12 protein-coding genes are annotated in these 12,333 nt (G+C 40.7%); 9 read left to right on the forward strand and 3 right to left on the reverse strand.

The window, feature by feature from the left end:
• Positions 1–88 precede the first annotated feature (88 nt).
• The 8 genes from fabG (at position 89) to VFM80_RS12295 (ending at position 7,478) form a co-directional block, all read left to right on the forward strand.
• Positions 89–838, forward strand: a complete 750-nt coding sequence (gene fabG / locus VFM80_RS12260) for a 3-oxoacyl-[acyl-carrier-protein] reductase (RefSeq protein ID WP_395072117.1) — start codon at positions 89–91, stop codon at positions 836–838.
• Between the two features lie 99 nt (positions 839–937).
• Positions 938–1,177 (forward strand): acyl carrier protein, encoded by a 240-nt coding sequence (locus tag VFM80_RS12265; RefSeq protein WP_395072118.1) that lies wholly within the window; start codon positions 938–940, stop codon positions 1,175–1,177.
• Between the two features lie 24 nt (positions 1,178–1,201).
• Positions 1,202–2,446, forward strand: a complete 1,245-nt coding sequence (gene fabF / locus VFM80_RS12270; RefSeq protein ID WP_395072119.1) for a beta-ketoacyl-ACP synthase II — start codon at positions 1,202–1,204, stop codon at positions 2,444–2,446.
• A gap of 5 nt (positions 2,447–2,451) precedes the next feature.
• Positions 2,452–3,198, forward strand: a complete 747-nt coding sequence (gene rnc, locus VFM80_RS12275; protein ID WP_395072120.1) for a ribonuclease III — start codon at positions 2,452–2,454, stop codon at positions 3,196–3,198.
• A 123-nt stretch (positions 3,199–3,321) separates the two neighbouring features.
• Entirely contained in the window at positions 3,322–4,704 is a 1,383-nt protein-coding gene (gene mgtE, locus VFM80_RS12280) for a magnesium transporter (RefSeq protein ID WP_395072121.1), read from the forward strand.
• 17 nt (positions 4,705–4,721) lie between these two features.
• Positions 4,722–5,570 carry a thymidylate synthase gene (locus tag VFM80_RS12285; RefSeq protein ID WP_395072122.1) on the forward strand — a complete coding sequence of 283 codons (849 nt, stop codon included), beginning with the start codon at positions 4,722–4,724 and terminating at the stop codon, positions 5,568–5,570.
• Entirely contained in the window at positions 5,567–6,037 is a 471-nt protein-coding gene (locus VFM80_RS12290; RefSeq protein WP_395072123.1) for a dihydrofolate reductase, read from the forward strand. Before VFM80_RS12285 ends, VFM80_RS12290 begins: the two co-directional genes overlap by 4 nt.
• A gap of 247 nt (positions 6,038–6,284) precedes the next feature.
• Positions 6,285–7,478 (forward strand): response regulator, encoded by a 1,194-nt coding sequence (locus VFM80_RS12295; protein ID WP_395072124.1) that lies wholly within the window; start codon positions 6,285–6,287, stop codon positions 7,476–7,478.
• On the opposite strand, the gene VFM80_RS12300 is transcribed toward VFM80_RS12295, so the two are convergent.
• Together VFM80_RS12300 and VFM80_RS12305 are read right to left on the reverse strand one after the other, a co-directional pair.
• The gene (locus VFM80_RS12300) at positions 7,475–8,725 is read right to left on the reverse strand and encodes an HD domain-containing protein (RefSeq protein WP_395072125.1); all 1,251 of its coding nucleotides are present in this window, start codon (positions 8,723–8,725) and stop codon (positions 7,475–7,477) included. The genes VFM80_RS12295 and VFM80_RS12300 overlap by 4 nt on opposite strands.
• Before the next feature lie 153 nt (positions 8,726–8,878).
• On the reverse strand, positions 8,879–9,313 hold the full coding sequence (locus tag VFM80_RS12305; RefSeq protein ID WP_395072126.1) for an acyl-CoA thioesterase: 435 nt from the start codon (positions 9,311–9,313) through the stop codon (positions 8,879–8,881).
• Positions 9,314–9,434: 121 nt separating this feature from the next.
• Here VFM80_RS12305 and VFM80_RS12310 point away from each other — a divergent pair, with 121 nt between their 5' ends.
• Positions 9,435–10,520, forward strand: coding sequence for a M20/M25/M40 family metallo-hydrolase (locus tag VFM80_RS12310; protein ID WP_395072127.1), 1,086 nt, complete (start codon positions 9,435–9,437; stop codon positions 10,518–10,520).
• 94 nt (positions 10,521–10,614) lie between these two features.
• On the opposite strand, the gene VFM80_RS12315 is transcribed toward VFM80_RS12310, so the two are convergent.
• On the reverse strand, positions 10,615–12,333 hold a 1,719-nt coding region (locus tag VFM80_RS12315; RefSeq protein ID WP_395072128.1), incomplete at its 5' end, for a fasciclin domain-containing protein.

Raw genomic sequence — 12,333 nt, forward strand, 5'->3', positions numbered from 1 at the left:
GAAGTAGGTCCTGGCAAAGTATTACAAGGATTGGTTAAGCGAACGTTAAAAGGCGCAGAAATTTCAGGACACCAATAAATAAAGAACTATGAGTTTAACATTAGAAGGAAAAACCTGTTTAGTAACCGGCGGAAGCCGTGGAATAGGAAAAGCTATAGCGCTCAGGCTTGCTGATTTTGGTGCTGATGTAGTGATCACCTATGCACGCTCAGCCGATGCAGCAGATAAAGTAAAAGCTGAAATTGAAAAGAAGGGAAGAAAGTGTAAGTCACTGCAAGCTGATGCCGTCAGTTTAGGGCGAGCTGAAGAAGTTATTAGCGAAATAGTTGAAGACTGGGGCAAGCTGGATGTAATTGTAAATAACGCAGGTATCACAAAAGATAATCTCATTCTTCGCATGACCGAAGAGCAGTGGGATGATGTGATCACTACGAACCTGAAAAGTGTTTTTAATTATTCTAAAGCTGCAGCCAAGCCGATGATGAGAAACCGTGGAGGCTCCATTATAAATATAAGTTCGGTGGTAGGTATTTCCGGAAATGCGGGACAAAGTAACTACGCAGCATCCAAAGCAGGTATCATTGGCTTTACTAAATCATATGCCAAAGAACTGGCTTCGCGAAATATTCGTGCAAATGTAATTGCTCCGGGATATATTCTGACCGACATGACCGGTGAGCTTGACGAGAAAGTTTTGGATGGTATTAAAGCCGAAACGCCACTGGGAAGAGCAGGAGAAGCTGATGAAGTAGCTGATGCTGTTGTATTTCTATCCTCGGATATGAGTTCGTACATTACCGGTGAAGTTATTCGGGTGGATGGCGGCATGGCAATGTAATTACATAATATTGCAGATACCCGACTGAATTTTTAAGTTGAAATCACTTATTTTATCAAAATTATAATTACCAACTAATCACTGAAAAAAGGACACAAAATGTCAAAAGACGTAGAATCAAAAGTAAAAGCGATCATTGTAGATAAACTTGGTGTAGACGAATCAGAAGTAGTAGCTGATGCTAACTTCACCAACGACCTTGGTGCTGATTCTCTGGATACCGTAGAATTAATTATGGAATTCGAAAAAGAATTCGATCTCAGTATTCCTGATGAAGACGCTGAGAATATCGCTACTGTAGGAGATGCAGTTACCTATCTTTCAGGAAAATTATCCTAATTTAATACTTACAAAAAATTACCTATGAGCACTCGGAGAGTTGTAGTAACGGGTATCGGTGCTTTTACCCCGATTGGTAAAAGTGCACCTGATTTCTGGAATGGATTAGTTTCAGGAAAAAGTGGTGTTCGATTGATCGAACATTTCGATACGACTGACTTTGCCACAAAATTTGCTGCTCAGATTGAGGGCTACGAACCCACTGATTATTTCGATCGCAAGGAAGCCAGAAGATTAGATAAGGTTGCACAATATGCCCTTATCGCTTCAGGTGAAGCTATCGAAGACAGTAAACTTGATCTGGAAAAAATTGATAAAGATGAAGTCGCTGTATTAGTGGGTACCGGTATCGGTGGGATGGAAACGTTCTACGAACAATCAATATCATTTCATGAACATGGGCCAAGGGGAGTGTCACCATTCTTCATTCCCATGCTTATACCTGATATTGTATCCGGTCAAATATCTATACGGTATGGCTTTAGAGGCCCAAATTACTGCGCTGTTTCTGCATGCGCCACGGGATCTCATAACATAGGTCTTGCCTATGATACCATAAGATATGGCCAGGCAGATTATGCAATAGCCGGAGGTACCGAAGCACCGGTAACCAGAATTGGTATTTCAGGCTTTAATAGCATGAAGGCAATGTCTACCCGTAATGATTCACCCGAGACTGCATCCCGACCATTTGATAAAGACCGCGATGGTTTTGTATTAGGTGAGGGTGCAGGAATATTTGTGCTCGAGGAACTTCAATCAGCTCTTGATCGTGGTGCACGTATCTATGGAGAAGTTAAAGGATATGGCTTTTCTGCAGATGCTTACCACATTACAGCACCGGATCCTGAAGGAAATGGTGTTACTTTAGCTATGACCAGGGCAATGAAATCAGCGGGTATAAAACCGGAGGATGTAGACCATATCAATATGCATGGTACTTCAACTCCATTAGGTGATATTGCTGAGACTAATACCATCAAAAAAGTTTTTGGTGATCACTCTGAGAAGATAAACCTGAACTCTACCAAAAGTATGCATGGTCACACTTTAGGAGCAGCGGGAGCCATTGAATCCATTGCAACATTGCTTGCCATATATCATGGAATGGTTCCTCCTACCACAAACATCGAGAACCAGGATCCGGAGTGTGATTTAAATTACACTGCGAATGAAGCTGTTGTTCGTGATGTGAAATATGCGTTGAATAATGCTTTTGGCTTTGGTGGTCACAACTCAACCTTAGTCTTCAATAAATACAAGGACTAAGATCTATGGCAAAATGGTTCGGATCTCTTTTTAGTAAAAAAAAGAATTCAGATCTTAGCCCTGAGCTTAAAAGCAGAATTGATACTTTAGAAAGGATCGTTGGTTTTTCAATCGACGATCCTTCTTTATTTCTAAAAGCTTTACGGCATCGTTCAACACTTTCCCAAGAGAAGTATGAAACCTATGATTCATACGAAAGGCTCGAGTTTTTGGGAGACGCTGTTTTAGATCTTATTGCTGCAGAAATTCTTTTCAATAATTATCCTGAAAAAGACGAAGGCTTTTTAACAAAAGTAAGAGCAAAACTGGTGAGGGGAGATACTCTCACTGAACTTTCACAAAGTCTAGGTTTGGAAGACCTGATGGAATTTGGAGAAAGAAGCAGTGGGTTGAAGGTCTCAAAAAGTATTCTTGCTGATGCTTTTGAATCTATTATTGCAGCTATCTATATAACAAAAGGCTATAAGCAGGCTTACGACTTTGTAGATAAGGTAATAGAGAATTATCTGGACATCGATGATCTTATAAACACGGTTGATAACTATAAAAGTGCACTTCTGGAGCTTGCACAGTCTAAAAAACTTTCCATTCCTTATTACGAGTTGATCAATGAAAGCGGCCCAGGGCATAACCGGACTTTCCTGGTTAAAGTATTGGTGGGAGATAAAGAATTAGGGCAAGGCAAGGGAAAGAGTAAGAAGAAAGCAGAGCAAAAAGCTGCTAAACAAGCTCTAAAGAAATTGAATAGTTAAAATACCGGAAGGTTCATACGTACTTTTATTTTCTTTAAAACCTGAACGGTTAAACTTGTTTTTTGCGGGATTTAGCCCGATTCTTAGCCCCATCCACCACGGTAATATTATCATCGAAAAACAATGTTTGTTCAACTCATAAAACCGGAATTTGAAGAGCTTATTGCAGCCAAAGACTGGGTTGCGCTCAAAGAGGTTTTGAATGACGTTCCCTCCGCAGATATTGCTGATCTACTGATGGAGTTACCCGGTGAAATTGCAATTGTTGTTTTTCGATTACTTAAGAAGCCTGTAGCTGCTGATGTTTTCGCTGATTTGCCTTCAACAAAAGGTGTTGAGCTTTTAGAGCTTTTCAATAAGCAGCAGTTAAGTGACGTAATGGGGAATTTGGAGCCCGATGAGCAGGTTTCAATTCTCGAAGAACTTCCGGGTCACCTTACTCAAAGAGTAATGAACTCTATTGACCGGGAAGATAAGAAGCAGCTGAAAAAGCTTTTAGGCTATCCTGAGGAAAGCGTTGGGCGTTTGATGACACCGCGCTACGTTAAGGTAAAGTCAAACTGGACCATCAAGCGCAGCATGAAACATATCAGGGAATATGGCATGACTGCGGAGACCATTAATGTTATTTATGTTGTAGATGATAAAGAACATCTGATCGATGACCTTCGCATTACACATTTGATCCTTGCTAATCAGGATGATCAAATTGAAACTTTGATGGATCGATCGTTTGAGGCACTTTCTGTTTATGATGATCAGGAAGAGGCAGTAAAAATGTTAGCCAAATATGACCGGGTTGCATTACCCGTAGTTGATTCTGACGGCGTATTGATAGGGATTGTAACTGCTGATGATATCATTGATGTAGCTGAAGAAGAGACTACCGAGGATATGCAGAAAATGGCCGGTATGGATGCATTGGATGACTATTATTCTCAGACCTCCATTTTTGATATTGTGAAGAAAAGACTTTGGTGGCTTGTCATTCTTTTTGTAGGTCAGATATTGACCGCTATTGCAATGGGCGGCTACGAAGAGATCCTTCAAAAGGTAGTAGCTCTTTCATTTTTTGTACCGTTGATTATTTCGAGTGGGGGGAACTCAGGCTCACAAGCTGCAACACTTATAATTCGGGCACTTGCCACTGATGACATTAAAATGGAAGATTGGAAAAAGGTGTTTACCAGGGAATTTACTTCAGGATTGATGTTAGGTGCTTTGATAGGCTTATTGGGGTTCTTTACACTGATAGCTTGGGATCTGATTGGGGGGCAGGCGCTTAGCGTTACAGTGATCTTAACGGCGGCTGTTATAGGTTTGAGCCTTTTTACGATCGTTCTTTTTGGAAATTTTACCGGAGCCATGTTACCCTTCGTACTATCAAAATTTAATATCGATCCGGCTGTATCCTCTGCTCCATTTGTAGCAACAATAGTGGATGTAAGCGGAATCATTATATATTTTAGTATAGCTATATTACTCTTAAGCGGAACTTTACTTTAAAAGCATAAACTGTTTCAATGAAAGCATATCACGATCTTGTCAGAAGCGTACTTGAAAATGGAGTAAGAAAAGAAAATCGTACGGGCACCGATACGATCTCAAATTTTGCAGAGTTCTATAAAGTAGATCTTTCAGAAGGCTTTCCTTTATTGACTACAAAGAAAGTATATTTCCGCTCAGTGATCTTGGAAATGCTTTGGTATCTCAGAGGGGAAGATCATATCCGATGGCTGAGAGATGAAAATGACTGCCATATTTGGGATGCGTGGGCTGATGAGGATGGCCATGTGGGTCCAATTTATCCTGTTCTGTGGAGGCGATTTCCTTACTTCGAAAAAGAAACAGTGAAATTTGAAGGGAATGGTTCAGCTATAGATAAAGATGTGTGGGTCCGAAAGGAATTTGATCAGGTTCGCCGAGCTATTGATATGCTTAAGAACAACCCAAACAGCAGAAGGATCGTAGTAAGTGCATGGCATCCCGGTTTACTTGAAGAAATGGGACTTCCACCTTGCCATATCATGTATATATTTAACGTATCGGATGGAAGACTTAATTGCCATCTAACCCAGCGATCAGGAGATATTGCATTAGGCATCCCTTTTAATTTGGCATGTTACTCTGCTCTTACCATGGCTATTGCCCAGGAAGTTGGTTTAGAACCGGGTACTTTTGCTCACACTATTGTGGATGCACATATTTATGTGAATCATGTTGAAGGATTAAAAGAACAGCTTACCAGAAAACCAAAGCCGCTTCCAACCCTTAAGATCAAGAATAAACCGGTGGATGAACTGACGTTCGATGACTTCACTCTTGAAAATTATGATCCTGATCCGGTCATTAAGTTTGAGGTTGCGGTATGATCATTACCCTTGTAGCAGCACATGATCCAAATCTTGTAATTGGGAAGGATGGAGGTCTGCCATGGCGCTATCCGGTAGACCTGAAACACTTCAAAAAAACAACCCTTGGAGGTACCATAATTATGGGCAGGGGAGTTTTTGAAGAATTGAATGAGATCCCTTTGCCCGGCCGCAAAAATATTGTTTTGTCCACCACTCAGAATTACGATCATGTTGATACTTTTAGTTCCCTGGAAGCTGCTTTAGATTCCTGTAAGGAAGATGAGGTCTTTATCATTGGCGGTGGAGTGCTCTATCGTGATGCACTGGAAATTGCCGATAAGCTTATCATTACTGAGATCCATGAAGAGTACGAGGGTGATACTTTTTTCCCTGAATACAGGGATGATATTGGAACTATCTGGGAAGAGAAGAAAAGAGAAGACCTGGAAGACCTGTCATTTATTATATACGAACGTATCCAATAGTCCGCATACATGGTTAATTAGTAAACATTAACCTGTAATACACTCATTCATTTAATATTTTTGGGGAGTATCATTCTACATACAGTGTAGTAGGTTAAATAAAATCTCCGGAATTGGAAGGACAAAAAGATCATAAAGCCTTAGACGGCATTATCACAGCTTGCACATACTGCATTCATCTTGTGAGTATGGATAGGAAGGCGAGAAATTATGCCCTTCAGGTTCAATGTTTAAGGCAAGAGGCAGTATGAAAGAGCAAGATCAATTTCAGCTTTCAAAGCTGGTTGAGCACTTATCACATGAGCTCAGAACTCCTTTAGGTGCTATTTTAGGTTATTCCGAGCTTCTCGAAAAGAGTGAAAACCTTGATGAATCTGAAAAGAGTCATCTCCAAAAAATAGCAGACAGCGGAAGCCATTTGCTGGATATCATCAACGACATAATTGAGATATCAAATATAGAGTCGGGGAATGCTTATTTGGAAGAAAGTATCATAAAAACAGATGAACTGGTTTCTGATCTGAATGATAAGTTTTTGCAAACTGCTAAACTCAAGGAAATAGTTTTCCTGATCTCAGTAGACTCAAATATAAAAGATGCTTTTACAGGAGATCACAAGAAAATAAAAACCATTTTATTTACGCTGATAAACAATGCTCTAAAGTTTACCGAAAAAGGTGAAGTAAAAGTTGATATTTCAATAGCGGGAAGAGCTGACTTGAAGACTGATAACTATCTTCAAGTAGAGGTAAGAGACAGCGGTATTGGAATTTCTTCAGATGAAATGCAGAACATCTTTAAACCTTTCTGGCAAGCGGATCCCGTTGGGAAAAAGGGAACAGGTTTAGGGCTTACTACCTGTCAAAAACTCGTTGATCTTTTAGGTGGATCTTTAAAAATACAAAGTGAAAAAGGATCGGGTACTAACGTATCCCTTTCGATTCCTCTGAAAGAGTGCAGTAGCAATAAAGCGGATGAAACGAATGAAATGATTCCTGCTTCGATGCCAGGCAAAGCACCTGATTCTCTGAAGGCACTAATAGTTGATGACATGCCCGTTAACAGAGCACTTGCCCGAATAATGCTGGAAATGAAAGATTTTGATGTCGTTGAAGCTGAAAATGGAAAACAAGCTTTAGACCAATATAAAGGGCAAAAACCTGATGTTATACTGATGGATATTTCGATGCCGGTTATGGATGGAATTGAAGCGATGGAGAGAATTCGAAAAGTAAACGGCTGCGGTAAAAGTGTTCCAATTATTGCAATTACAGCCGGTGGGCATACAGGTACCCGATCAGAATTAATTGAGAAAGGTTTTTCGGAGTTCATTCAAAAGCCGTTTAAAGAAAAAGAACTCTTCGAAAAAATATCATTGTTCTATCCGTTGAAGGGGATGGATAGTATCGAGGCCGATCTTAAAACAGCCTCACTTACTTAAAAACTTATATCCTTTAAGTGTACGCAATAGTGTTTTACCACGGGTTCTGTTAATGCAATTATATTTTTGGTTTCAGCAGCTTTAGAAAATTCGATCGCTTTTTCATCCTCTAATATCCAGATGCTTTCATTCTTATATTTATATGCTTCTGAGTAGCTTTGCTCAAAGCCTAAATAGTATTCCAGAACTTCATCATCATCAGGCATGCGCAACTTTTTCAGCGCTTTCTTTGTCTTTTGCTTTATCTCACTTTTTTGGGCCTGGGTAGGTTTTTTATCCATAAAAGTGGTTCTGAACAGATCCCGGTTTAAAAATCTATGGCACAGATTTGCCAATACTTTGTCTTCACATTTTGACCATAGCTTGATACTCAGATATACATCATGATCATCCATTTCAGTATATCGGTCGATCATCTCTTGCGACATACTTTTCTTTGCTGAAGGTTGCTCAACCAAAAAGTATTCAAGAGCAGGAGAAGCGAAATCCAATTCCTTACCGCTATCGATCACTGACCTGACACGGTCAAAGATACTGCGTAATAAAAAGTCGGCACTCAAAACGGTTTTGTGCTGATATACTTGCATGTACATCAGTCTTCTTGCGATGATATAATTCTCTACCGCATAGATGCCTTTCTTCTCAATAACGATATTCCCTTTGAAAACCCTCATAGTCTTTAAGATCCGGTTGATACCTACGGTGCCTTCAGAAACTCCGGTAAAAAAGCTGTCCCGGCGAAGATAGTCGAGCCGGTCGAGGTCTAATTGGGAAGAAATAAGCTGGTGCAGAAATTTCTTTTTATGCTGATTGGTAAAGATAGAAATGGCTGTATCAAGAGCTCCATCAAATTCCTTGTTGAGTTGCTTCATTATAGCCAGACTCATCATTTCATGATTGAAGTCCTTGATGAGTGAATGTTCCAAAGTATGGGAAAGGGGACCGTGTCCAACATCATGAAGTAAAATTGCCATCAAGGTTCCGTCATATTCAGGCTGACTGATGGTGGTGTCTTTCTCTCTCAAATTATTTAACACCCGTTGGCCTAATTCCAAAGCTCCCAGGGCGTGAGAAAAACGGGAATGTTCAGCGGCCGGAAATACCAGATATCCCAAGCCAAGCTGGCGTATTCTCCTTAATCGCTGAACATACGGGTGATCGATGAGTTTCAGGATCGGTCCTTTGGGAACGGTAATGAATCCATGAATTGGATCATTGAAAATTTTATAGCGTGTGCTTTTATCCATGTTCTTTAAGGAGAATTTGGGTTGAACCGGTTGAAGATATTAAAAAGTGGGGAGTCAAGAGTGATAAAGTGAAGAGAGATATTGTTTGTTATAGCTTCGTAAGCCAAAGTATGTGATGAATAAGTAAGAATGCTTAATCACTTTATCACTCTATCAACTCTCAACCATCATCTCATCAAGATTTTCAATGTCAGGCAGTCGAGTGGGGCGTTGTTTATTTATATCAAACCAAACACCGGTAGACTCTGCTACCCCCAACAGGTCTTTGGTCTCTTTGTTATAAAGACCTTGCAAAGCAGTGATGCTCGAATTTCCGATTTCGCCAATGCCGGTTCCCACTAGAACAGTAGAGGGGAATTTGATCTGCTTTAAATATTCAATAGTACATTTCACCAATACAAATGTCTTGCCATCCGTAAATTCACTTTCCATTTGCCCGACCTCACCCAGAAAATTTATCCTAGCTTCTTCCAGATAGGTATTGAATAAAGCATTATTTACATGGTTAAGAGGGTCGAGGTCTCGAAAACGGACAGGGATCTCAGTCCAGTGATAGAAAAAGTCAGGGTCGTATTTTGGTCTAAACATATTCTATAGTTTTTCATGGAAGATGCAGGGGATAATGGGAAATGACAAGTGTAAAAGACTTATTCTGGGATCTATATTTGTTATATTCCCGCCGATCAAATTCAAATCAAATTAAACATCAATGGCTAAGCAGAACGAACGAGATTTTTTAGAGGAATTACTTATAACACCAAGTCCAACGGGATATGAAAAGGAAGGTGTAAAAGTCTGGAAAGAATATGTAGATAAGTTTGCAGATGAAGTAGTGACAGACGCTTACGGCTCCTGTGCGGCTAAGATCAATATGAGTGGTGATGTTGCAACAGTAATGCTCGAAGCCCATTGTGATGAGATCGGGATGGTTGTTCAGCACATAACGGAACAGGGCTTTGTTTACATAAACAAATTAGGCGGAAGTGATTCTACCATTGCAAGAGCCAAGAAGGTTTTTATTCACAACAAAAGAGGCCGCGTGGTAGGGGTAACGGGTAATACGGCTATTCATCTCCAGGAAAATAAAAATGGCGGCGGAAAACAACCTGCCTGGAAAGATATCTATGTTGACATAGGCGTTTCGAGCAAGGAAGAAGCATTGGAACTGGTTCAGGTTGGAGATCCCATCACTTATACAACAGATACGGAATTTATAAACGATGATCTGCTGTCTGCCCGGGCTCTGGATAACAGAATTGGCGGATACGTGATCGCAGAGGCTTTAAGGAAAATAAGCAAAAGGAAAAAAGACCTGAAAGTGAATGTGATCGCATTGAATTCGATTCAGGAAGAAGTAGGTGGATTTGGTGCACGTATGATGAGTTATCGATTTATGCCGGATGTAGCGTTGGTCACCGACGTAACACATGCCACTGACACGCCCGGAATCGACCAGAAAGAGCACGGAACGGTAGAATTGGGTAAAGGCCCTACGGTACAGCACGGAGGTGCTAATCATCCAAGATTGGTAGAGTTTGTAGAAAAGGTATGCAGCGATAAAAAAATTGATATTCAGCATGAAGCTACAAGCGTAAGAACAGGGACTGATACCGACAGTATTTTTTACCAGCAGACCGGAATACCGAGTGCATTGCTTTCAACTCCTCTACGGTATATGCATTCGCCGGTGGAAGTAGTTTCCATGAAAGATGTAGACGCTTTGATCGAGATCATGGTTGAGACGGTATTGGCGATGAATCCGGATCAAACTTTCTCAGTATTTCAAGATGAGTGATCAAAAAAACCGATGAAAATAAAAAAGCCCGTTCGTACCGAACAGGCTTTTTTTGGTCTGTTAAGACCTCATCTAACAACTAATTCTAGAAGAATTAGTTAGTATAACTTGGAGGTAATAGTACTCCGTCAATGATATGAACTACACCGTTTGTTCCTTGTAGATCAACAGTTACAACATTTACAGAGTTGTTAAGAGTAACATTACCTTCTCCGTCAATATTTACAGTGATATTTTCGCCTTGAACAGTTGTAATAGTTTGTCCATCGCTTAGATCACCGGATAAGGCTTCAGCAGCAACTGCATGGTATGTCAACACTTCTTCAACTTGTTGTGCTGTAAGTGTTTCAAGGGTACCGCTTATTTCCTCAAAAGCTGCGTTAGTAGGGGCAAACAGGGTAAATGGTCCGTCACCTTCTAAAGTTGAAACAAGACCTGCATCTGCTACTAAACCTACTAAAGTACTTAAGTCGTAGTTTTTGGAAGCTATCTCAACGATATTCTGGAACTCATTAGGTAAGATCACCTGGTCAATTGCGTGTACAACACCGTTATTTGTGAATACATCAGCTGCGGTTACCATAGCTGAACCGTTTACCGTTACTTCACCGTTTTCTACCGTTACATACACGCTTTCACTTGTCAGTGACTCAGGGGACTGTGCGGCAGCAAGATCGCCTGATCCAACTTCAACAGGAAGAACGTGGTATTGTAAGATCTCAGCTAATTGCTGGGTAGTTAAGCCTGAAAGAAGTCCTGCAGGCAGGGCATCGAAAGCTGCATCGGTTGGTGCAAATACAGTAAAGGTTCCGTTTTCATCAGAGAGGGCAGAAGCCAGTCCTGCATCAACAACAGCTTGCACAAGTGTTTCGAAATCATATCGTTTGGCAGCAGCATCAACTACTGTTCCGTATGCGTCAGGAAGAATAACCTGATCTATAGCGTGAATCACACCATTTGAAACATCAACATCAGCTGCAACAACTGCTGCAGATCCATTCACAGTTACATTTCCATTACCGTCTTTGGTAACAAATACCTGACTGCCTGAAAGTGCTTCCGGTGCTTGCTCTGCTCCTAATGCATCAGAAAATACCTCACCTGACAGTACATGGTATGTTAAGATCTCAGTTAGCTGCTCATCAGTAAGGCTAGATAGTAATCCTTGAGGAAGAGCTGCAAAAGCATCATCTGTCGGTGCAAATACAGTGAAATCGCCTTTATATTTAAGTGTTGTGGTTAAACCAACCTGATCAACAGCTGAAGCTAAAGTAGTAAAGTTACCAAGCTCTACAGCTTGATCAATAATATTAGCATCTCTGTAACCTGCTGGAAGTAATACTGCATCTACAGCATGAATAATCCCATTTGAGGCTTCAATATCTGCTGTTTCAACATTGGCGTAGCCATTAACTACTACTCCGCCGTCAGCTTCTACAAGCAGTTCTTCACCTAAAAGTGATGGAACATCTTGAGTTGCAGCCAGATCACCTGATGCAATAGAGCCTTCAACTACATGAAATTGCAGTATCTCGGCAAGTTGTTCCGGGGTAAGTGATTCTAAAGTTCCATCAGGAAGGTTGTTAAAAGCATCATTGGTAGGGGCAAAAACGGTGAATGGCCCGGTTCCTTCTAATGCAGCTACAAGGCCTGCGTCTTCAATTGCTTGTACCAGGATCGAAAAATCACTGTCATTAGCAGCAATTTCAACGATGTTTGGGTTAGGTGCAGGACCTAAACCGCTGCCGTCGTTATCACTTCCACATGACGCTAAGGTCATAGAGAAAATAAAAACCGAGGCAATGAATAGTGT

The sequence above is a fragment of the Gracilimonas sp. genome (genome assembly GCF_035704785.1).
Taxonomy (GTDB): Bacteria; Bacteroidota; Rhodothermia; order Balneolales; family Balneolaceae; genus Gracilimonas.

Bases quoted from the DNA above. Each gene is read 5' to 3' on its own strand.
- fabG (WP_395072117.1), top strand. From the start codon at position 89: ATGAGTTTAACATTAGAAGGAAAAACCTGTTTAGTAACCGGCGGAAGC.
- VFM80_RS12265 (WP_395072118.1), top strand. From the start codon at position 938: ATGTCAAAAGACGTAGAATCAAAAGTAAAAGCGATCATTGTAGATAAA.
- fabF (WP_395072119.1), top strand. From the start codon at position 1,202: ATGAGCACTCGGAGAGTTGTAGTAACGGGTATCGGTGCTTTTACCCCG.
- rnc (WP_395072120.1), top strand. From the start codon at position 2,452: ATGGCAAAATGGTTCGGATCTCTTTTTAGTAAAAAAAAGAATTCAGAT.
- mgtE (WP_395072121.1), top strand. From the start codon at position 3,322: ATGTTTGTTCAACTCATAAAACCGGAATTTGAAGAGCTTATTGCAGCC.
- VFM80_RS12285 (WP_395072122.1), top strand. From the start codon at position 4,722: ATGAAAGCATATCACGATCTTGTCAGAAGCGTACTTGAAAATGGAGTA.
- VFM80_RS12290 (WP_395072123.1), top strand. From the start codon at position 5,567: ATGATCATTACCCTTGTAGCAGCACATGATCCAAATCTTGTAATTGGG.
- VFM80_RS12295 (WP_395072124.1), top strand. From the start codon at position 6,285: ATGAAAGAGCAAGATCAATTTCAGCTTTCAAAGCTGGTTGAGCACTTA.
- VFM80_RS12300 (WP_395072125.1), bottom strand. From the start codon at position 8,725: ATGGATAAAAGCACACGCTATAAAATTTTCAATGATCCAATTCATGGA.
- VFM80_RS12305 (WP_395072126.1), bottom strand. From the start codon at position 9,313: ATGTTTAGACCAAAATACGACCCTGACTTTTTCTATCACTGGACTGAG.
- VFM80_RS12310 (WP_395072127.1), top strand. From the start codon at position 9,435: ATGGCTAAGCAGAACGAACGAGATTTTTTAGAGGAATTACTTATAACA.